This window comes from Empedobacter sp. EJD.6dd (genome assembly GCF_057369435.1).
Window position 1 is genome coordinate 1,342,962 of record NZ_CM170667.1, and the last position, 20,973, is coordinate 1,363,934.

20 protein-coding genes and 3 tRNA genes are annotated in these 20,973 nt (G+C 31.0%); 8 read left to right on the forward strand and 15 right to left on the reverse strand.

Annotated features, from left to right (window positions below; genetic code table 11):
* Positions 1-5: 5 nt before the first annotated feature.
* On the reverse strand, positions 6-908 hold the full coding sequence (gene hemF / locus AC2I98_RS06270) for an oxygen-dependent coproporphyrinogen oxidase (protein ID WP_486413758.1): 903 nt from the start codon (positions 906-908) through the stop codon (positions 6-8).
* Positions 909-1,283: 375 nt separating this feature from the next.
* On the opposite strand from hemF, the gene AC2I98_RS06275 reads away from it, so the two are divergent.
* Positions 1,284-2,240, forward strand: coding sequence for an isopenicillin N synthase family dioxygenase (locus tag AC2I98_RS06275; protein ID WP_486413759.1), 957 nt, complete (start codon positions 1,284-1,286; stop codon positions 2,238-2,240).
* Positions 2,241-2,300: 60 nt separating this feature from the next.
* On the opposite strand, the gene AC2I98_RS06280 is transcribed toward AC2I98_RS06275, so the two are convergent.
* The 3 genes from AC2I98_RS06280 to AC2I98_RS06290 all read right to left on the reverse strand — a co-directional run bounded on the left by AC2I98_RS06280 (position 2,301) and on the right by AC2I98_RS06290 (position 5,205).
* Positions 2,301-2,747, reverse strand: a complete 447-nt coding sequence (locus AC2I98_RS06280) for a hypothetical protein (RefSeq protein WP_486413760.1) — start codon at positions 2,745-2,747, stop codon at positions 2,301-2,303.
* Positions 2,748-2,865: 118 nt separating this feature from the next.
* Complete coding sequence (locus tag AC2I98_RS06285; RefSeq protein WP_486413761.1) at positions 2,866-3,438, reverse strand: hypothetical protein; 573 nt, start codon at positions 3,436-3,438, stop codon at positions 2,866-2,868.
* Positions 3,439-3,900: 462 nt separating this feature from the next.
* Positions 3,901-5,205 carry a M28 family metallopeptidase gene (locus AC2I98_RS06290; RefSeq protein WP_486413762.1) on the reverse strand — a complete coding sequence of 435 codons (1,305 nt, stop codon included), beginning with the start codon at positions 5,203-5,205 and terminating at the stop codon, positions 3,901-3,903.
* Positions 5,206-5,397: 192 nt separating this feature from the next.
* Between AC2I98_RS06290 and AC2I98_RS06295 the strand changes: the two genes are divergently transcribed.
* From AC2I98_RS06295 to AC2I98_RS06315, 5 genes are all read left to right on the forward strand, one after another.
* Positions 5,398-6,576, forward strand: a complete 1,179-nt coding sequence (locus tag AC2I98_RS06295; protein WP_486413763.1) for a thiolase family protein — start codon at positions 5,398-5,400, stop codon at positions 6,574-6,576.
* A gap of 159 nt (positions 6,577-6,735) precedes the next feature.
* Positions 6,736-7,689: an acetyl-CoA carboxylase carboxyltransferase subunit alpha gene (locus AC2I98_RS06300; protein ID WP_486413764.1), complete on the forward strand. Its 954-nt coding sequence runs from the start codon at positions 6,736-6,738 to the stop codon at positions 7,687-7,689.
* 98 nt (positions 7,690-7,787) lie between these two features.
* A complete protein-coding gene (dnaB, locus tag AC2I98_RS06305) occupies positions 7,788-9,347 on the forward strand; it encodes a replicative DNA helicase (RefSeq protein WP_486413765.1) in 1,560 nt (519 codons plus the stop codon).
* Between the two features lie 3 nt (positions 9,348-9,350).
* Entirely contained in the window at positions 9,351-9,797 is a 447-nt protein-coding gene (locus tag AC2I98_RS06310) for a hypothetical protein (protein WP_486413766.1), read from the forward strand.
* A 131-nt stretch (positions 9,798-9,928) separates the two neighbouring features.
* Positions 9,929-11,302 carry an NAD-dependent succinate-semialdehyde dehydrogenase gene (locus AC2I98_RS06315; protein WP_486413767.1) on the forward strand — a complete coding sequence of 458 codons (1,374 nt, stop codon included), beginning with the start codon at positions 9,929-9,931 and terminating at the stop codon, positions 11,300-11,302.
* Between the two features lie 57 nt (positions 11,303-11,359).
* On the opposite strand, the gene AC2I98_RS06320 is transcribed toward AC2I98_RS06315, so the two are convergent.
* On the reverse strand, positions 11,360-11,758 hold the full coding sequence (locus AC2I98_RS06320; protein ID WP_486413768.1) for a group III truncated hemoglobin: 399 nt from the start codon (positions 11,756-11,758) through the stop codon (positions 11,360-11,362).
* A 54-nt stretch (positions 11,759-11,812) separates the two neighbouring features.
* Positions 11,813-12,235, reverse strand: a complete 423-nt coding sequence (locus AC2I98_RS06325) for a hypothetical protein (protein WP_486413769.1) — start codon at positions 12,233-12,235, stop codon at positions 11,813-11,815.
* Positions 12,236-12,329: 94 nt separating this feature from the next.
* Here AC2I98_RS06325 and rbfA point away from each other — a divergent pair, with 94 nt between their 5' ends.
* Together rbfA and AC2I98_RS06335 are read left to right on the forward strand one after the other, a co-directional pair.
* On the forward strand, positions 12,330-12,689 hold the full coding sequence (gene rbfA, locus AC2I98_RS06330; RefSeq protein WP_135836665.1) for a 30S ribosome-binding factor RbfA: 360 nt from the start codon (positions 12,330-12,332) through the stop codon (positions 12,687-12,689).
* The gene (locus AC2I98_RS06335; RefSeq protein WP_486413770.1) at positions 12,689-13,873 is read left to right on the forward strand and encodes an ABC transporter permease; all 1,185 of its coding nucleotides are present in this window, start codon (positions 12,689-12,691) and stop codon (positions 13,871-13,873) included. The genes rbfA and AC2I98_RS06335 overlap by 1 nt, the downstream gene beginning before the upstream one ends.
* Positions 13,874-13,925: 52 nt before the next feature.
* Here AC2I98_RS06335 and AC2I98_RS06340 read toward each other — a convergent pair whose 3' ends face one another.
* The 9 genes from AC2I98_RS06340 to guaA all read right to left on the reverse strand — a co-directional run bounded on the left by AC2I98_RS06340 (position 13,926) and on the right by guaA (position 20,878).
* Complete coding sequence (locus tag AC2I98_RS06340; RefSeq protein WP_486413771.1) at positions 13,926-15,752, reverse strand: BamA/TamA family outer membrane protein; 1,827 nt, start codon at positions 15,750-15,752, stop codon at positions 13,926-13,928.
* 8 nt (positions 15,753-15,760) lie between these two features.
* Positions 15,761-16,318 carry a C40 family peptidase gene (locus AC2I98_RS06345; protein ID WP_486413772.1) on the reverse strand — a complete coding sequence of 186 codons (558 nt, stop codon included), beginning with the start codon at positions 16,316-16,318 and terminating at the stop codon, positions 15,761-15,763.
* Between the two features lie 45 nt (positions 16,319-16,363).
* Positions 16,364-16,906, reverse strand: a complete 543-nt coding sequence (locus AC2I98_RS06350) for an RNA polymerase sigma factor (RefSeq protein WP_486413773.1) — start codon at positions 16,904-16,906, stop codon at positions 16,364-16,366.
* An 81-nt stretch (positions 16,907-16,987) separates the two neighbouring features.
* Positions 16,988-17,058, reverse strand: a tRNA-Gln gene (locus AC2I98_RS06355).
* Between the two features lie 33 nt (positions 17,059-17,091).
* Positions 17,092-17,162, reverse strand: a tRNA-Gln gene (locus AC2I98_RS06360).
* 82 nt (positions 17,163-17,244) lie between these two features.
* A tRNA-Gln gene (locus AC2I98_RS06365) sits at positions 17,245-17,315 on the reverse strand.
* A gap of 144 nt (positions 17,316-17,459) precedes the next feature.
* Positions 17,460-18,632, reverse strand: a complete 1,173-nt coding sequence (locus AC2I98_RS06370) for a hypothetical protein (RefSeq protein WP_486413774.1) — start codon at positions 18,630-18,632, stop codon at positions 17,460-17,462.
* A gap of 70 nt (positions 18,633-18,702) precedes the next feature.
* Complete coding sequence (gene xpt / locus AC2I98_RS06375) at positions 18,703-19,275, reverse strand: xanthine phosphoribosyltransferase (protein ID WP_486413775.1); 573 nt, start codon at positions 19,273-19,275, stop codon at positions 18,703-18,705.
* 70 nt (positions 19,276-19,345) lie between these two features.
* Entirely contained in the window at positions 19,346-20,878 is a 1,533-nt protein-coding gene (guaA, locus tag AC2I98_RS06380) for a glutamine-hydrolyzing GMP synthase (protein WP_486413776.1), read from the reverse strand.
* Between the last annotated feature and the right edge of the window lie 95 nt (positions 20,879-20,973).

Sequence of the window (20,973 nt, forward strand, 5' to 3'; positions counted from 1 at the left end):
ATTTATTAAATCCAATCTTTTGGATGTTTTAACACGTCTACTAATTTATATTCTTCCGAACCTTCTTCTGGTTGATGATTATAATGCCATTGTACATGTTTTGGTAAACTCATCAAAATAGATTCTATTCTTCCATTAGTTTTCAAACCAAATAATGTTCCTCTGTCGTGAATTAAATTAAATTCAACATAACGACCACGTCTTATTTCTTGCCATTCTTTTTGCTCAGCAGAAAATTCATCATCCTTATGTTTCTCAACAATCGGAATATAAGCTTCTAAGAAAGAATTTCCTACTTCTGTTACAAAATCATACCATTGTTCAACAGTCATTTCTGAAGTTGGTTTTAGATAATCAAAGAATAAACCTCCTATTCCACGCGCTTCTTCACGATGAGTGTTCCAAAAATATTTATCACATTCTTGTTTATATTTTTGATAAAATATTTCATTGTGTTTATCACAACTTTTTTTACATATTGTATGCCAATGTATCACATCTTCTTCATCTAAATAATATGGTGTCAAATCTTGTCCTCCACCAAACCATTGATCTACAACATTTCCTTCTTTATCATACATTTCGAAATATCTCCAATTTGCATGCGTCGTTGGAATATGTGGACTTTTTGGATGAATCACTAAGCTTAATCCACAAGCAAAAAATTTACCTGAAGACACATGAAGTGCTTTCTGCATAGTTTCCGGCAATTCACCATAAACCTTCGAAATATTAACACCAGCTTTTTCAAAAACATCTCCGTCAGTAAGTACACACGATAATCCGCCACCGCCTTCTTCGCGCTCCCAATTATCTCTCAAAAATTTAGCTTGACCATCAACTTCTTCAAGTTTGGCAATAATTTTATTTTGTAAGTCTTGTATATATTGAAAAAATTGATCTTTCATCATAAATATTTTTGCAAATATAGAATGAAATCTGCTTGGGATAAAATTTGCTAAGAAGGAACTTAATCAGAATTATTATTCATAATGATTTTATGTAAAGTATTAACTCTTTTAATTATCCAAAACCAAAATATATTGATTAAACATATTAAAACACAATTATCAATAGTTTTAAATTATAACTTATTAAAATAAAATAATCTTAAACAAACAATGTAATCGTATTGATTTACAGTGAAATGTATTTATAAATTAGATTTAAATTAATATTTTACTTCCTTAGCAATACTTAATCAAAAAAGTTATCAACAATATTATTCACAAAAGAAATCTTTACATACATTTGCAGTAGTAATTTTATAAAACAAAATATAAATGTCACAAAACGGAATTCCATCAGTTAATTTAGCAGACTTTTTATCTGATGATCCAGCTAGAAAACAAAAATTTGTCAACGAAATTGGAAAAGCTTACGAAGAAATAGGATTCGTTGCTTTGAAAGGACATTTTTTATCTGACGAATTAGTAGAAAACTTATATAAAAACGTTCGTGAATTTTACGCTTTACCTACTGAAACTAAACAAAGTTATATTGTAGAAGGAATTGGTGGTCAACGTGGTTACACTAAATTTGGTAACGAACATGCAAAAGGGAGTAAAGTTGGAGATTTAAAAGAATTTTGGCACTTTGGACAATACGTTGCAGAAGAAGATAAAGCAAAATACAATTATCCAGAGAATGTTGATGTAAACGAAGTTCCTGATTTTAATACTTACGGAGAAGAAACATACAAACAATTAGAAAAAACTGGAGTTTATGTTTTACGTGCTTTGGCTTTATTTTTAGGTTTAGATGAATTTTACTTTGATGATAAAGTGAAAAATGGAAATTCTATTTTAAGAGCTATTCATTACCCACCAATCGTAGAAGAACCTAAAGAAGGAGCTGTACGTGCAGGTGCTCATGGTGATATCAACTTGATAACATTATTAATGGGAGCGCAAGGTCGTGGATTACAAGTACAACGTCACGACGGAACTTGGGTAGATGCAATAGCAGAGGATGATGAATTAGTAATTAATGTTGGTGATATGTTATCTCGTCACACAAACAACAGATTGAAATCTACAATTCACCGTGTAGTTAATCCAGAAAGAGAATTATGGGGTTCTTCTCGTTTTTCTATTCCTTTCTTTATGCACCCAGTTTCTGAAATGGACTTATCTGTTTTAGAAAATTGTGTGACTGAAGAAAGCCCAAAACAATTTGAAGATATTACAGCTGGAGATTTCTTAACTCAGCGTTTAAGAGAAATTGGTTTAATTAAATAAGCCATATTTAATCTATTATTTCATAAAAAAGAGAGTTGACAAAATCAACTCTCTTTTCTTTTACATACCTTTTACGTACATATTGTAATTAAAAATATCTAAACACAACAAGGTGTATTTATAATCGTTCTTATTGATATTTACTTCTAAAATTGGATCAGAATTATAAAATCTAATTTTTAAATTATCATTTTTATCTAATAATAAATAGATGGAAGAAATTGTAGGACGAATTTCATTCATCCAATTTTTTAACGATTCAGTTGAGTCTTTAATTAATTCAAATTTCTGAAAATAATCTTGAAAAAAATTCTCCAAACGCTGCACTTGCGTTAAACGATCTAATTCTCTATACAAATCAATAAAAACACATAACTTTTCACGTTTAGGACAAACACATGGATAAGGATGTTCATTATTATAAAACCATCTCTGCCACTTTTTACAGCTAGTTTCTTCTATTGCTTTCTCAAACTCGTTTTCATACTTTAACAACCACCAATTCATTCGGCAAATTCGCAAATTACCTTTAGAAAGTTGTAAAAGTTCGTCTATATACGCACTAACGTTTAACATGAATTAGAAAAATTAGAGTCTCGCTAATTTACAATTTTTCTATTGAAATTTAAGGTTTTAAGAATAATTTTTCAAATTTTAAAATCTTAAATCGTTCATCAAATAAAAAACTATAAAAGAACATTTTTTCTTGCATCATTTTATTTTTCATCTGTACATTTCGAACTGGAATCAAAACACTAAACTGAAACTTTCTTTCTTTTTCAAAATGATTTATTGCAGCATAGTAAATCAAATTGTACCATGAATCAATTGGTGCATAAATTCCATAAAAATCTGGATACAATGCATCCGATTCATTTTTATAAACATTTGTTATCGTGTATTGATCAATGTCAAATTTTGTCACACATTTATAAGGAGATAATTTCGCGCAGAAAGATAAATCTTGATCATACTTCACAGAGTCTAACTTCAAGCCAAATTCATCCATTTTATAATCTTCAAATTTATTTATAATAGGATCAATTACAATTTTTTTATTCGGAAAAGCTAAATTTTGTTTTTGGATATCTTGCAAAATTGTATCGTAAATTTTGGTACGAATTTGATTTGGATTAACAATTTGCGCATCAATTGATAACATTATATTAAAGGATAAAACCAAGAAAAATAGTCTCATTATGGTACTTTTGGTTTAAAATTTGATTAATTTTATAGAGTCTTTAAAACTGAAATCAAATTTAGCTTAAAGATTTTAATTATTATTATTTCTTCATTACGAAGTAATTAAATTGTTAACTTATTGTTAAAATACGGTTTCACGTAATTTACTTATACACTATGTTGAACTTATTTAATGATTTAATATTAAATATCATATCCATTTATAATCAATTGTCATAGTTTTTATCTATGTTAGTTATAAATAAAACCTTTTATATTTGTTTCAAATAAGACAGAAAAGTTAGACATTTGCAGTGTCAAATAATTTATTCATAGATAGTAAGACAAAGAGTATCAACGAGTATAACGAAATGGATTTATGAAGTTTGAAATTACTCGCACTCTTTTTACTTTTTAGAGTTTTTTATAGTAGTTTAGGTTGGTTAGTAATCCGTTCTCTCAGAACGGATTATTTTTTTTATAACTGTTCTATAAAATCTCTCAATAATTTATATACTCTTTCTGAATAATTCAAATCTAAATTTTCAACTCTATCATTGGGATCGTGATAAAAACCCTTTCCTCCCAAAGTATAGATGAAAAAAGATGGAACTCCATTCAAATAAAACGGACAATGATCCGAATTACAGGATTCTCCTCTTATTTTGACCTCTCTAAGATAATTATTTTTTGAATTAATATCAACTAAATTTTTAAATTGTTTTGAAAAAATCTTTCCATTCACTACTTGAATACCTTGATCACCAGCTCCCATAATGTCTAAATTTACTAGAAATTTGATTTTATTCATAGGAAATAATGGATGATTCACATAATAATCTGCTCCTAAAATACCAGCTTCTTCACCTGCAAAAGCCATAAAAAAAATCCTATATTTTGGTTGATTTTGTGAAAAATATTTCATTAAGGTCATCATCATAGCAGTTCCGCTCGCATTATCGCTTGCTCCTGTAAAAATAGTTTGACCAACTTTACCCAAATGATCGTAATGTGCAGAAATTACAACAACACTATCATTATTCTTTCCATCGATGTAACCTATTAAATTATTTGCTTCGAAAGAATTATTAAATTCTGAATCAATAAAATAATCGTTTATTTTCATATTCTTCGAATAAAACTTATCTGAAATAATAAATTCTGAAACATTAGCTTGACGTTGACTAAGACTTGAAGTCAATTTATCCGAAGTAAACCTAAAAATAGCACGCTTTTGATTGTCATAACCCTCATAAATATTCGACCACTGTTTATAATATTGTTGAATAGAATCGACAGTAGTAGTTAAAGGCGGTAAAATAATATGTTTGTCTTTTTGACTTTGATTATCTTTTATAACAAAATCCCTTGTTTTTTCTTTAGATTGAAATGATTCGATGTAAGATTTTGTATCAAAAACATAGAAAGGTAATTTGACTTTAGAAATCGACTTTGAACTTGGTTTTACTATAAAATCAATTCCATATTTCAATTCTTTTCCATTAATTTTCAGTTTTGCATTCTTTATGATATTAATCGGAAAAGTAAAAGTCTGTTCATAGTTTGGAGAAAAAGATTTCAATCCATTTTTCTTAAATTCTGATTGCAAGTAAATTCCAGCATTTTTCATTCCATTTTCCACATAACCTCGACCAGCAAAAGAATTTGACGTTAGCGAATCTAAAACAGTTTTAAAATATTTTTTATCAAAGGTTTGCGCATTTCCGATTGCAATTGCAAAACACGAAATCAAACCAAATAATATCATTTTTATCTTCAGCATTTTAATCATTTTATCTTTCAAAAAATATTCTATTCTAAGATAATTATCATTTTAACAAAAAAAATCAATTATCACTATTAACTCACTAACAAATGTAAATATTCTTTAAAAAGTAAATCAAATTAATACTACTATAAATTTTATATCTTGCATTATTAAGTTATCATAATAAAAACAACAAATCACAATTAAATGAAAGAAGTCGTAATAGTTTCAGCTGTTCGTACAGCAATGGGATCTTTTTTAGGAAGTTTATCTAACGTTCCTGCTACAGATTTAGGTGCAACAGCGATTAAAGGCGCTTTAGATAAAATCAACTTAGATGGTTCTTTGGTTGATGAAGTATATATGGGAAATGTTTTGCAAGCTGGTGAAGGACAGGCTCCTGCTAAGCAAGCAATGATAAAAGCAGGTTTACCAAATACAATTCCAGCAACAACTGTAAACAAAGTTTGTGCATCGGGAATGAAAGCTGTTATGTTTGCTACACAAGCAATTCGTTTGGGTGATGCAGATATTATAGTTGCTGGAGGTATGGAAAATATGTCGATGGTTCCTTTTTATTCACCAAACGCAAGAACTGGAAACAAATACGGAAACACTGTTTTGTTAGATGGTATTGTGAACGATGGTTTACAAGATTACTATAGTAAAGAAATGATGGGACTTTTTGGAGATACTTGTGCGACTGAATTCAATATTTCTCGTGAAGAGCAAGATGAGTTCGCTATTAATTCTTACAAAAAATCGGCTGCAGCTTGGGCTGCTGGTAAATTTGACAACGAAGTTGTTCCAGTAGAAATCCCTCAACGCAAAGGAGAACCTGTTATTTTTAAAGAAGACGAAGAATATAAAAATGTAAACTTTGATAAAGTTCCTGGTTTGCGCGCTGTTTTCTCTAAAGACGGAACTGTAACTGCTGCAAATGCTTCTACAATTAATGACGGTGCTTCTGCTTTAGTTTTGATGTCTTTAGATAAAGCAAATGAATTAGGCTTAAAACCATTAGCAAAAGTTGTAGCTTATGCAGATGCTTCTCAAGAGCCTTCTAAATTTACAACTGCTCCAGCAAAAGCGGTTGAGAAGTTATTGAAAAAAGCAAATATGACTGCTACTGATGTTGATTTCTGGGAATTCAACGAAGCATTTTCAGTTGTTGGAATCGCAAATACTAAAATCTTAAACTTAGATGCTTCTAAAGTTAACGTAAATGGAGGTGCTGTTTCTATTGGTCATCCACTTGGAAATTCAGGTTCAAGAATTTTAGTTACTTTATTAAATGTTTTAGAACAAAACGGAGGAAAAATTGGTGGTGCTGCTATCTGTAATGGTGGTGGTGGTGCTTCGGCAATGATTATCGAGAAAATGTAATAGTCAATCTATATAAGCAAAAGCGTCTACTACAATTGTGGGCGCTTTTATCTTTTGAAATTGAACGAATTGAAAAAAAATATCAAAAACATTCTACATTTATTTATAATTGGCTAAAAAACCTTTTCTATATTTGTTGAATTGAACAAACACTTTTGTATGGAATATTTAGAATTTGAACAACCTATCAAAGATTTAGAAGAACAGTTACAAAGCTGTCAAATTGTCGGCGAAGGAAGCGGTGTTAATATCAAACAAGCTTGCGTTGAAATTGAAATTGCAATTGAAAATAAAAAGAAGGAAATCTATGGTAATTTAACACCATGGCAACGTGTACAATTGTCTCGTCATCCTTCTCGTCCTTATACTTTAGATTACGCTTACGCGATCACAGATAATACATTTATCGAAATTCACGGAGATAGAACTTTTGCTGACGATAAAGCAATGGTTGGTGGTATGGGAAAAATCAATGGTCAAACTTTTATGATTATTGGTCAACAAAAAGGTAAAAACACAAAGGAAAGACAATATCGTCGTTTCGGGATGTCTAACCCAGATGGTTACCGTAAAGCATTACGTTTAATGAAATTAGCTGAAAAGTTTAATATTCCTGTTCTTACTTTAGTAGACACTCCGGGTGCATATCCAGGTTTAGAAGCTGAAGAGCGTGGACAAGGTGAGGCTATCGCTAAAAACATCTATGAAATGTTGAAATTAACTGTTCCTATTATCACAATCGTTATTGGTGAAGGAGCTTCAGGAGGAGCTTTAGGAATTGGTGTTGGGAATAAAGTTTTTATGATGGAAAACACTTGGTACTCTGTAATTTCACCAGAAAACTGTTCTACAATTTTGTGGAGAAGTTGGGATTATAAAGAGCAAGCTGCTTCTCAAATGAAATTAACTGGACCTGATATGTTAGAGTTAGGTTTAATCGAAGATATCATTCAAGAACCTCTTGGTGGTGCTCATTACAAACCAGAAGTTGCGTACACAAACCTTAAAAATAAAGTTTTGGATACGTACAATGAATTGAAAAAATTATCTTCAAAAGAATTACAAACGCAACGTCAAGAGCGTTTTATCAAGTTCGGAGAATTTTCAGGATAATACAATTTTACAATAAAGGTTATTGTAGAATATACAAATTTAAAACGAGATATAAAATTAGTTATATCTCGTTTTTTTATTTAATTTTGAGCCTCTTTATGGAACAAGCTAATTATAATCCCGAAATACCAGCTAACAAGCACAATGTCATTGGTTTAGAGAAAGGTAAACTTCCTCCACAAGCTGTTGATTTAGAGCAAGCTGTACTTGGTGCGATGATGATTGACAAAAAAGGTTTGGATGAAGTAATTGACATCCTTACACCTCAAGTTTTTTATCGTCCCGAGCATCAAGCGATTTATGCTGTCATTCAAAAATTATTTAACGATTCAGAACCAATTGATTTATTAACGGTTTCGAATGAATTAAAAAAAGATGGCAAATTAGATCGTATTGGAGGTGATTATTACTTGATCCAATTAACGCAAAAAGTTTCTTCTTCTGCACACGTCGAATATTACGCACGTGTTATTCAAGAAAAATATATTTTACGTCGATTAATTGAAATTTCGAGCCAAGTGATCGAAAAATCATATGACGATACTGCTGATGTTTTTGACTTATTAGATTATTCAGAATCTAAATTATTTGAGATTACAGAAGGTGGTATTAAACGTAGTTATTCTGAAGCCAAAGATTTGGTAACCGAGGCAATCGACAAAATTAAAGCGCAATCAACAAAAGAAGGAATGTCTGGTTTATCTTCTGGATTTACAGAGATTGATAAAATTACTTCTGGTTGGCAAGAATCCGATTTGATTATTTTAGCCGCTCGTCCTGGTATGGGTAAAACAGCCTTTATCCTTTCGATGGCAAAAAACATGACGGTCGACAAAAACATTCCGGTTGCTGTTTTCTCATTAGAGATGTCATCTGTGCAGTTGATTACACGTATGATTTCTGGAGAAACGGGAATATCAGGTGAAAAATTACGTAAAGCAAAATTAGCCGATCACGAATGGAAACAATTGTTTACAAAAGTGAAAGGTCTTGAAAATGCACCACTTTATATTGATGATACTCCTGCACTTTCTATATTCGATTTAAGAGCAAAAGCACGTCGTTTAGTTTCTCAACATGGTGTAAAAATGATTTTGATTGACTACTTGCAATTAATGACTGCTGGCGGAAAAGCAAATGGAAACCGCGAGCAAGAAATCTCGATGATTTCGCGTTCATTAAAGGCTATTGCAAAAGAATTAAGTATTCCTGTAATTGCACTTTCTCAGTTATCTCGTTCAGTAGAAACTCGTGGAGGAAGTAAACGCCCTTTACTTTCAGATTTACGTGAATCTGGAGCGATTGAGCAAGATGCGGATATCGTTTCGTTTATCTATCGTCCCGAATATTATAAATTAGAATATTGGGATGACGAAAGTGAACCATGTGCTGGACAAGCAGAATTTATTATTGCGAAACACCGTAATGGTGCGTTAGAAAATGTGCGTTTACGATTTATCAACGAACAAGCGAAATTTACCGATTTAGAAACTTCTTATGGAAGCGATTTCGAAATTCAAAGTTCTATGAATGATGGTTCTCAAGAAATGGGAAGCGCTATGAATTTATCTGCCATTAATCCTTCAGACGCTTTTGGTGATTTTGGAGGAGAATTTACAAGCTCGATGAATAACGACGACGATAATTTACCATTTTAAAACATGAAATGTTTTATTTATCTATTTTTACCTTTCATTTTTATTGTTTCGTGTAATAAAAAAACGCAAAATAATTCTTCGTATATTCAAAAAGGTTTTATTTCTGAATCTGGAACTTATTATTGGAATTTAAATAAAAAAATTGTTGTAAAAAGTATTGGAGATGGGGGTAAAATATTTGCAATTCTTGACAAATTAAATAATGTCATTTACCAATTACCTTTTAATAACATATTTAGCGATTATCATTATTATTCTTTTTATATAGATGAAAATCAGAATGCATATTATTACAATTCGGATCTTGGTGATTACAAAGCTTTAATATGGAATAATAATTTAAATAAATATGATACTATAAATGATTTTTGTTCCAAGAAAATAAATCTTCCAGTAGAATTCAAAAAAGAAATTCAGTCACATGTGAATAACTGTGAATCTTTAAAATAACAGATTCAAGCTTTTTTCTTAAAATCAACTTCAATCATAATTATTCAACAAATTATCAGTTTTATTTATCCTAAAAATTTTGTTAGGAACAAGAATTGCTACAACTTTGTATAGATTAAATAAAGAGTGAAATGGCAAGTTCAATCAGAACACTAAATCCTACTACAGGTAAAATCGAAAAAGAATTTCAAGCCTACACAAGCGAAGAAATCAATCAATATATAGACGAAGCAAACGAATTATATCAAACATGGCGATTTGAATCTTTTGAAGAAAGAAAAGCTGTTATGAAACGTGTTGCAAATGAAATGCGTAAACAAAAAACTCGTTTAGCATCTTTGATTACGACTGAAATGGGAAAACCATTGTATGAAAGTGAAATCGAAATTGAGTATAGCGCAAATATCATCGATTATTATGCAGATAATGCAGAAGAATTTTTATCAAATGTTCCTTTAAAAACTGAAAAAGGTGACGCTTATGTGGTTTTAGAACCAATTGGTGTTTTATTAGGTGTTATGCCTTGGAATTTTCCTTTTTCTCAAATTGCACGTTTTGCTGGTCCTCACATTATGGCGGGAAATACGGTTGTTTTAAAAACAGCTTCTAATATTCCGCAATGCGGAATTGCATTCGAAGAAATGTTTACAGCTGCAGGAGCTCCAAAAGGTTTATACAAAAACTTGTTGATGTCAGGAAAAGATACAGATGCAATTATCAATAATCCAAAAATTGTTGGTGTTTCTTTAACTGGTTCAGAAGCTGCAGGTGCAGAGGTTGCAAGTATTGCAGGTAAAAATGTAAAACCTTCTGTTTTAGAACTTGGTGGTTCTGATCCTATGATTGTTTTGAATGATGCAGATATCGAAAAAGTGATGAACGGAACAATTAATGGACGTTTACGTAATGCTGGACAAGCCTGTACTTCTTCGAAACGTATTATTGTACAAGAAGGTATTTACGACGAATATTTACAACGAATTACAACTCATGTAAATGGAATGAAAGTTGGAGATCCAACTCAAGCAGATACAAATATGGGACCTGTTAGTTCGGAAAGTGCATTAGAAAAATTATTGGATCAAATTAACGATTCGGCTAATAAAGGCGCAACAATTGTTTCTGGAGGTAAACGTATTGATCGTGAAGGTTTCTTTTTACAACCAACTATTCTAACGGATTTAAAACCTGGAATGAAAGCTTATGACGAAGAAGTTTTCGGGCCTGTGGTTTGTATTTGGAAAGTGAAAGATGTAGAAGAAGCAATCAAAATTGCGAATGACACGCCTTATGGATTAGGTGCTTCTATTTACACAGAAGATGTTCCGAATGCAGAGAAAATCGCTCGTAGAATAGATTCTGGAATGGTTTACGTGAACAAACAAGTTTCTTCAAGCCCAGATTTACCTTTCGGAGGTGTAAAACATTCGGGTTACGGACGAGAGCTTTCTAAAGCTGGAATTATGGAGTTTATCAATAAAAAATTAATCATGATTGCGAAATAATTTTTCAATCATATCTTAATAATACAAAAAATGCAACTTCATAAAAGTTGCATTTTTTTATTGAATAAAACCTTGTTTTTGTTCCATTTGGTCAATTTTGAAAAGAATTAAATCTCGCATAATTTTTGCTCTATTTTTTGCTTCATTTGCAAGCTCTCCTTCAAAATTTTCGTCAATTATTCCGTACCACAATTCTATCCAACGCTCGAAATGATGTGGTTTTAATTTTTCTTTTTGACTCAAAACCAAATGTGTTCGCATTGGCCAACCTTCAAAAGTTGCTTTTCCTAACAAAACAGTTTCCCAAAACTGAATCATATGCGGCAAATGTTCGTCCCAATTTACCTTTGCAACTTCCGAAAAAAAGTAACCAATTACATCATCTTTTTGCACTTTATCGTAAAACGTATTCACCAATAAAGTAACATCTTCAGAAGTTTCGATATCTTTTTTCATTAAAACAAATTTACAAAGAAGAATGATTGGTTTCGAATGATTTTGATTAGGAGTTTATTCGTTCTCTATCTTATAAATTAATTCTTTCATTTCAAATCTCTTTTTTTCAATTAATTTCAATCCGATTTCTACAATCTTCAAAGCTTTTTCTTTTTTATCTTGAACTGCCCAAATAAAATAAGAAGCTTCAATATAGTATTCTATAAATTTAAATTTCAAAAGACTATCATACAATCTTTCTATATCATCCAATTCAAACTGATTTATAAATTTTTTATTATTAAGAAACTGTAATAATTCAATAAATGGATTTATTAAAACTAAATTATAATTAGATTCTTCAATAAAATGAATAAAATTATTAATCATCTCATCAGATTTTTCAATATTTAGATTTTTTAATTCTTTTTGATTTTTCTCATTTGTTGCAATAAAATGATTTATTAAATCTAAAATTTTTGACGATTTAGTTACCATAAACTTATTATTTAGGTGATACTGAATATCAAAAATAACATTTTTAATCACGAAAAAATGCAGTAATTTTACAGTCTTATAAAAATGAATAGAATTGGATAGCAATAGACAACAAAAAGTAAGTAAATTATTTCAAGAAGAATTAGCAGAAGCTTTTAGAAAATGGGCTGTAAAAGAATTCCCAGGAAACTTGATTAGTGTTACGGAAGTAAAAGTAACACCAGATTTGAGCGTTTCTAAAATCTATGTTAGTATTTTTCCAAGTACTCAAAAAGACGAAATTTTCAAAGAAATTAAAGTGAATACACCTTTATTTAGAGGAATTTTATCAAAAAGCGCTTCTAAACAAATGCGTATTACACCAGAATTAATATTTATTTTAGACAACTCGTTAGACGAAATGGATAAAATTGATAAAGCGTTGAGAGGCGAAGGAAATAATCCAATCTTATAATGAGAAACATTTCACTTTACATTGCGAAACGCTACATTTTTTCGAAAACAAATACAAACGCTGTAAACATTATTACATCAATTGCGGTTGGTGCTATTTTGGTTGCTACAGCAGCTTTGTTTATTATTTTATCGGTATTTTCGGGTTTAGAAAAAATGAATTTAAAGTATTACAGCAATGTAAATCCTGAAATAAAAATTTCTCCTTCTAAAGGAAAAGTATTAGACAGCTTAACTTTTGTTGTGGATCAATTAAAACAACAAAAAGATGTCAAAGCTTTTTCCAAAATTATCGAAGAAAAAGTCTATATCGATTACAAAGGAAAGCAAGATATCGCTTATCTAAAAGGTGTTGACGAAAATTTCACAAAAGTTACGCGTTTAGATACCGTTGTTTATGGCGGTCAATATTTGGATTTTACTCGTTCTGACAACTTTATTGTATCGAATGGAATTGCAGAACGTCTACAACTTTATATCGATCCAATAACGCCAGCAGATTTGATGATGCCAAAAGCTGGAACAGGTTTAATTAAGCAAGAAAGCGACGCTTTTACACGCAAAGATGCATATAGTGTTGGTGTTTTTATGTTGAATGAACAATATGATAAACACGTTTTTACAACCTTAGGTTTAGCGCAAGAATTGTTGTTATTAAACGAAAATAAATGTTATTCGATTGAGGTAAAAACAACTGGAAAAAAATCTTTTAATGATGTAAAAACTCAACTACAAAAAGTATTGGGTTCTAATTACAAAATAGAAACTCGACAAGATTTGGATTCGGCTTTCTTAAAGGTGATGAACATGGAAAACTTAATCAGTTATCTTATTTTTACGTTAGTGATTATCATTGCATGTTTTAATTTAGCTGGGACAATTATTATTTTAATTTTAGATAAAAAGAAAGAAATTCAAACCATGTATAGTTTTGGATTATCTCGAAAAAATATTCGTAACATCTTTTTTCAAACAGGCTTTATCATCACTTTTATTGCAATGGCTACAGGTTTATTAATTGCAACTGTTATTGGTTTGTTACAAATAGATTTTGGATTGGTTATGGCTTCGCCAACTGTTCCATTTCCATTTATTTTTTCTATTGAAAATTTTATTGCAGTAATTGTAACCGTTCTTGGATTAGGAAGTTTAGTTTCGTGGATTGTTTCGAGACAAGTGAAATAAAAATATAAATCAATTAAAAAAGCTTGAAGAAATCTTCAAGCTTTTTTATATTTTAATCCCATCTATTCCAACGAATATAATTTGGTTTCGAGAAATCAAAATCCATCATTTGATAATCTCTGTTATCGAGTAAATTTGTCTTAATTAAATTATTTCCTTGCCCTGGAATTGAAGGATAATAAGATAAAGAAAAACGAATATTATTGAAAACAAAATAGTCGTTCGTTAACATTACACCTAAACTAAAACGAGAATATATTGGATTATTATTTAATATAAATTTTTTGTTATCACCAATCGCTGCCACCATAGCATTAAAAAATGGCGAAATACGAAATCCTAAAAACTGGTAAGGTGTGTATGATTGTAACTGATACTCGAACATTAATTTTTGTTGCCCCGTTAATCCTCTATCCGATTTAAAACCTGCCATTCCTAAATAATCATGTTCGTGAAGTGAAAGTTGATCAGCTGGAGAATCCAAACGATCATGACCCAACAAATAATTGGTTTTCATAAAGTTTCTGAACTTCCAATTTCCCCATGTTATCAATCTTGCCATATATTGCAACTCGACTGACAAAGTTTTCTGTTCAAATTTACCTTTATTAAAAAATCCTCCAAATTCAATTCCAAATCCCCAAAAACCAGTGTTTAAAAAACCTCCTGCAGATGCTTTTCCTCCAAGGTAATAACGATCAGTTTGACGTATATTTTGTACTCCTCCAATAATTCCTAAAGATTTTCCAATGGCAATATCTTCCTCAATATCATAATTGAAAATATACCTTGTTTTGATGTATCGTTTAGATGAAATTCCTAATCCAACTAAATAGTTTGTTTGATCTGAAAAAAAATTGACTGGATCATTTTCTTGTGTTGGTGTTTCTGTATAATTTCGGTCATAAAATCGCGCAGAAACAATTAAATTAGTAATATTATCTGATCGATGATCATCAATACGAAATGCTCTCGCTAACCAATAATCTTGATAATAATACTTAAAATGATTGTCTACTAAAATCGGTTTCTCAAAATCTAACGAGTCTTTAAAGTAAACTTGTCCCACCGACACACCTCCTGCATAGTGTGCCAAAGGCGAATAAAACGGGCGAACAAAGCTGATGGATTTTGTATAATGGTTGTCCTCATTTTTGAAGTATCGCACATTTCCTATAATTCGTGTTTGTGCAATATTAGGCACTGTATAATTGAATTGATAAAGCGAATTACCTGTTTTATAATTGTGTCGATAACGATTATCAAATACATGTCCTAATCCTAAAAAATTTCGTTCACGAACTCGAAGTCCCATTTTAGAACTCGAAACGGAACCTGTAATATACATACTCCACGAATCAATTGAATTTACATATAAATCAACCGAGTCTTTTCCTACAGCTTCTTCTTTTATTTCTACACGGCGAATAGCACGATTGGTACGAATCAAACGTTCAGATTCAGCAGCCTTTAATGAATCGTAAATATCACCTGGTTTTAACAACATATTTTGTCGTAATACAAAATTTTTGGATTTTCCGTGTAAGGTATTCCCTGCCCTTTCAATCCACTTTGTAGGTTTTTTTGTAGTATCTTGTAGTGAATATCCAAATGGATCTTGAGTTTTGTAATATATATTTCGAATGATTTTTCCCTGATATTTACCATCATCTACATCATTGTTCGGTTGTATAGGAAAACTTGTCGGTTTTTTCTTGAATAATAACTTCTCGTATAACTTTCTGAACTTTGAATGATTTTTATTTTCAATCTTGACTGTATCAATTTTTACACTATCCTCTTGAGCATTGACAACTAAGGATAAACTAAAAAATAGTAATCCGAAAAAACTAAGTAATATATTTCTATTGTTAAACACACTTCAAGTTATAAAAGTCTAACGGCTTTTACAAATCTAGTTTTCCAATAATTCTCATCAAGGGAAGAAATGATGACACCTTTAGAGGTTGATGAATGTACAAAATTGATTACTCCATTGTGGCTAATACTCTCAACTATACCAACATGCGAGATTGAATTTCCTGAAGTATTGAAAAAAATCAAATCACCAATTTTAACATTTTCGATTGTAATTTCTTTTCCATATTCTGCCTGATCACTTGAACGACGTGGCAATTCTAAATTCATTTCCTTAAAACTAACATAAACTAATCCAGAACAATCGAAACCAGTATTTGTCGTTCCGCCATATTTATAAGGAGTTCCTAAGTATGATTTTGCTGTTTTCAGAATTTTATTGACATCACGCGGAGCACTATCATCTGCATTTTTTGAACGAAAAACTTCTGAGGATTCTGTTTTTTTAGTTGAAGTATACACTTTTTTAGAACCTGTTTTCTTATAAGAAGTCACTTTACTACTTCCACAAGAAGTCAAGAATAAACTTGCGATAATTAGTGTTGTAAGGTATATGTACTTCTTCATTTCTCAGTTCGGTTTACTTCAACAAATTTTCAACGAATAAATTTACTAAATATTACTTTGCATTACCTCTGTTAACAATTGTTTGGCTCTTAAAAGTCGAACTTTAACATTTGGTAACGTCAAATTGAGTTCTTCTGCTATCTCTTTATAGGTCTTATCTTCGATATAACGTAATTCGATAATTCTTTGATAAGGTTCTCTCAATTTTGCAATAGCCTTTATTAAAGTATCGTTATCTTGTTTTAAAATTAGATGTTCTTCGGGAGAAGGATGATCTTCTAAAATCTCAAGAAGATTTGTTTCATCATCAATCGAGATATTAAGTTTTGGAGATTTTCGAATGTGATCAATCATCGTGTTATGTGCAATAGAAATTACCCAAGTCGTAAAATCAAAATCTTCGTTATAGAGTTTTAATTTTGTAAATACCTTTGTAAACGTTTCTATAGCGATATCCTCTGCTTCTTCTTCGTTTCTGATCTTGTTATAAACATAATGGTAAACTTTGTTCCACAAAACCTCTATCACTGCGTTCTGAGCATTTCGTTTCCCTTTCTTAGCTTCTAAAATTATGTTTTCTAAAGTCATTTTATAAATCAATTACTATAAATATAATAAAGTTAATTGATAAAAAAAAGCTTCAATATATCTATTGAAGCTTAATTTCTGTAGACCCACAGGGATTCGAACCCCAACTAGCGGCACCAAAAACCGATGTGCTACCGTTACACCATGGGTCTGTCCATGATTATTAAATGAAATTGAAAAAATTGTAGACCCACAGGGATTCGAACCCCAACTAGCGGCACCAAAAACCGATGTGCTACCGTTACACCATGGGTCTGTCTAAATTTTATTTCAATTTCTGCAACCTTTATTAGATAAAAAATCTCAACAAAATCCTTATTGAGATTTAAGACATTTTGTAGACCCACAGGGATTCGAACCCCAACTAGCGGCACCAAAAACCGATGTGCTACCGTTACACCATGGGTCTATGTCTTAATTGCTGTGCAAATATAGAAAGGTTTTTTAATTCTCCAAAACTAATTTTACAAGTTTTTAGCTAAAACAGACGTCAGAATCGATAAGCTATTGAAAATGAATTTTAAAAAATGATTAAATTTTTCACTTTTTTTTATCAAAGTCTCATACGTGCAATTTCGTTCTTAAATTTACGCTTTAAATCTTGTCCACAATCAAAAATCATTTGCTCATTTGAAGGAAAAGGAAGCGGTCTTCTTCCAATCATATTTAGATAATCGCGATCCAAAGAACGTCGATCTCCTTTATAAGTTCCATAAGAATCTCTAAAAACATATTGACTCGCCAAGTTTTTTGAATCGATTGCTTGTTCTTTTTGATTATCGATTAAATAATATCGTGCAGTAATTGCAGCTTCTTTGATTCGTTGAATTTCTTCGAAACGGCTTTTTACAGTAATATAACGATCTACCATCACTGTTTTCCCATCTTTATCTTTTACCACTACTCCATTTTGCACCAATTCTTCTTTACCATCTACAATCTTTTTCTCGAAATTATGAACTTCAATTTTTTCTCGTTCTGGTGAAATATTAATTGTCTCGAAACTTAGTTGAATCACATAATCATACGAATTATTCAATTTACCCGAATAAAATTCTGTCCATTTTGTGTCTAATCCATATGAGTTAAAATCTAACAAATCTTTCTCTAGTAGTTTAGGAATAACAACTTCTGTGTTATTTACCAATTGTACCAAAACTTTATACATTCCGTTTGCACGAGCGGTATTCATCAAACTACGAGTATCTTTATAATTTGAATAAACACTTTCCAAAACTTGAAACTTTTGATAAGCTGTTTGCGCATTCAATTTTCCTCCTTGACTCATAAAAGACTTTCCATCATCATATAAAAATTGCGCATATTTTTCTTGAATCGTTTTGAAAGCTATTGTATAATCTTTGATTTTGAACGAATAGTTTTTACCATTTACCATTCGCCCATTAATACCAGAAATAGCTTTCTGTCTATCTTGTAAACGATTAATAATTTGATAAGCTTCTTGGTATTTAGAAGGATTTGGTAAAGATTCAATTTCTTTTAATCGATTTTCATCTGTTTGTTGCCCTTTGTGATACGCTTCAAAAATTAACGGCACATATTTAATTCCATTTTTTTCGGAAGGGTTTTTAAAATAAGCTTGAGTAGATTGCTCAAAAGCTTGCTGAAAATTTCCTGAAATTAAAGCTGTATTGGCTGATTTATATGAATTACAATTAGAAAAAAGTAATAAAGAGAAAGTAATAATAAGTAATTTTATTTTCATAAATAGGTGAGTTTTTTTTGAATTTAAAAAGCAAAAAGAAAGCCAAAATAAATTGGCTTTAATACATTATTTATTCTTCTTCAAAAATAATAGAATTATCTCCCAAAGATTTTAATCTAACCAAAGATTCTACTCTAATATTTTCATTCAATAAGCGATCTCTTCCTTCTTGAAAAGATTTTTCGATAATAAATCCCATTCCCAAAAGATTTGCGCCTGATTGTTTGATTAAATCTTCAACTCCTAATGCAGCATTTCCGTTTGCTAAGAAATCATCAATAAAAATGACATTATCATTTTCATTCAAAAATTGACTGCTCACACAAACATCATACGTTCTGTCTTTTGTAAACGAATAAACTTGCGAAGTATAAAAATCTGCCATCGTTTTAGGTTTTGCTTTTTTGACAAAAACAACAGGCAAATTAAGCTCTAATCCAACCATAATTGCAGGCGCTATTCCACTTGCTTCGATAGTTATAATCTTGTTAATTTTAAGATCTGAAAAACGCTGTACAAATTCACTTGCAATTGCTTTCATTAGGGCAGGATCCATCTGATGGTTGATAAAACTATCAACTTTTAGAATTCCACCATCGAAACTTTTTCCATCCTTCAGAATTCTTTCTTTTAAAAGTTCCATTAATATTTAGTTTTTAAAGTTTTACAAAGAAAAAAGTCAGCATTCGTGCTGACTTAATATATTATTTCGATTATTCCCACTCAATAGTTGCTGGTGGTTTTGAGCTGATATCATACGCTACACGGTTAATTCCTTTTACCTCGTTGATAATTCTATTCGAAACAATTTCTAAGAATTCGTAAGGTAATTTAGACCACGTTGCTGTCATAAAATCGATTGTATTTGCAGAACGAACAACCGCCGTATATTCATACGTACGCTCGTCTCCCATTACACCTACCGATTTTACTGGTAATAAAACCACGAAAGCCTGAGAAACTTCGTCGTATAAATTATGTGCATAAAGCTCATCAATAAAAATTTGATCAGCTTCTTGTAAAATACGTACTTTTTCTTCGTCAACTTCACCTAAAACACGGATTCCTAAACCTGGTCCTGGGAATGGATGACGGTAAACTAATTCGCGAGGAATACCTAATTCTACTCCAACTTTACGCACCTCATCTTTGAATAATTCTCGTAATGGTTCTAATAATTGAAGTTTCATATCTTCTGGTAAACCTCCTACATTGTGGTGAGATTTAATAGTTGCAGAAGGTCCTTTTACAGATTGAGACTCGATCACATCTGGATAAATAGTTCCTTGTGCTAAGAATGCTGCATCTTCAAATTTGTTTGATTCTTCATCAAAAACAGCCACAAAATCTTTACCAATTGATTTACGTTTTGCTTCTGGTTCGTCAATACCTTTCAAGTTTGTTAAGAAACGTTCTGAAGCATCTACCATTTTGATGTTCATGTTGAAGTGCTTTCCGTAATTTTCCATTACTTTTTTCCCTTCATCTTTTCTCAATAAACCAGTATCAACAAAAATACATGTTAATTGATCTCCAATTGCACGATGAATCAAAACCGCAGCAACAGAAGAATCAACACCTCCAGAAAGTCCTAAAATAACTTTTTTATCACCAACTACCTCTTTTATACGAGCAATTTCTGTTTCGATAAAATCTTTTAAAACCCAATTCTTTTCTGCCTTACAAATGTTGAAAACAAAATTTTCTAACATTTGTGATCCATACTCTGTATGTGTAACTTCTGGATGAAATTGTACTGCAAAAATCTTTTGATCTTCGTTTGCAATTGCAGCTATATCGATGTTTGATTTTCCTGAAACAGTAAATCCAGTTGGTGCTGTCATCACTTCGTCGAAGTGGCTCATCCAAACTGTAGATTGTTCTGGAACACCTGCGAATAAACTGTTTTGAGCTAAAACTGTTAATTCAGATTTTCCGTATTCTCCTTTTTCTCCTTTCTTTACTTCTCCACCTAATAAGTGCGAAATCAACTGCATTCCGTAGCAAATTCCTAATACAGGAACGCCTAATTCGAATAATTCTTTCTCTACCAAAGCTGCGTCATCTCCAAAAACTGAAGATGGTCCGCCTGATAAAATAATTCCTTTTGGATTGTGTTTCTTGATTTCTTCGATTGAAGTATTGTAGGGAATAATTTCTGTGTAAACTCCAAATTCTCGAATTCGGCGCGCGATTAACTGATTGTATTGCGAGCCAAAATCTAAAATAATAATTCCTTGCGTCATTGTGTTTGTCTTTGTGCAAAATTAAGGTGAATTAGGATTTAATCCAATTTTATTGCTGTCAATTTTTCTGCTTTTCGACAGATTATATTGTTTTT

Excerpts from the sequence above, each read along its gene's own strand:
- AC2I98_RS06280 (WP_486413760.1), bottom strand. The coding sequence starts at position 2,747 with ATGAATTGGTGGTTGTTAAAGTATGAAAACGAGTTTGAGAAAGCAATA.
- xpt (WP_486413775.1), bottom strand. The coding sequence starts at position 19,275 with ATGGAACTTTTAAAAGAAAGAATTCTGAAGGATGGAAAAAGTTTCGAT.
- AC2I98_RS06295 (WP_486413763.1), top strand. The coding sequence starts at position 5,398 with ATGAAAGAAGTCGTAATAGTTTCAGCTGTTCGTACAGCAATGGGATCT.
- AC2I98_RS06315 (WP_486413767.1), top strand. The coding sequence starts at position 9,929 with ATGGCAAGTTCAATCAGAACACTAAATCCTACTACAGGTAAAATCGAA.
- AC2I98_RS06310 (WP_486413766.1), top strand. The coding sequence starts at position 9,351 with ATGAAATGTTTTATTTATCTATTTTTACCTTTCATTTTTATTGTTTCG.
- AC2I98_RS06350 (WP_486413773.1), bottom strand. The coding sequence starts at position 16,906 with ATGACTTTAGAAAACATAATTTTAGAAGCTAAGAAAGGGAAACGAAAT.
- hemF (WP_486413758.1), bottom strand. The coding sequence starts at position 908 with ATGAAAGATCAATTTTTTCAATATATACAAGACTTACAAAATAAAATT.
- AC2I98_RS06325 (WP_486413769.1), bottom strand. The coding sequence starts at position 12,235 with ATGGTAACTAAATCGTCAAAAATTTTAGATTTAATAAATCATTTTATT.
- dnaB (WP_486413765.1), top strand. The coding sequence starts at position 7,788 with ATGGAACAAGCTAATTATAATCCCGAAATACCAGCTAACAAGCACAAT.
- guaA (WP_486413776.1), bottom strand. The coding sequence starts at position 20,878 with ATGACGCAAGGAATTATTATTTTAGATTTTGGCTCGCAATACAATCAG.
- AC2I98_RS06290 (WP_486413762.1), bottom strand. The coding sequence starts at position 5,205 with ATGCTGAAGATAAAAATGATATTATTTGGTTTGATTTCGTGTTTTGCA.
- AC2I98_RS06320 (WP_486413768.1), bottom strand. The coding sequence starts at position 11,758 with ATGAAAAAAGATATCGAAACTTCTGAAGATGTTACTTTATTGGTGAAT.
- AC2I98_RS06345 (WP_486413772.1), bottom strand. The coding sequence starts at position 16,318 with ATGAAGAAGTACATATACCTTACAACACTAATTATCGCAAGTTTATTC.
- AC2I98_RS06335 (WP_486413770.1), top strand. The coding sequence starts at position 12,689 with ATGAGAAACATTTCACTTTACATTGCGAAACGCTACATTTTTTCGAAA.
- AC2I98_RS06370 (WP_486413774.1), bottom strand. The coding sequence starts at position 18,632 with ATGAAAATAAAATTACTTATTATTACTTTCTCTTTATTACTTTTTTCT.
- AC2I98_RS06285 (WP_486413761.1), bottom strand. The coding sequence starts at position 3,438 with ATGAGACTATTTTTCTTGGTTTTATCCTTTAATATAATGTTATCAATT.
- AC2I98_RS06300 (WP_486413764.1), top strand. The coding sequence starts at position 6,736 with ATGGAATATTTAGAATTTGAACAACCTATCAAAGATTTAGAAGAACAG.
- AC2I98_RS06275 (WP_486413759.1), top strand. The coding sequence starts at position 1,284 with ATGTCACAAAACGGAATTCCATCAGTTAATTTAGCAGACTTTTTATCT.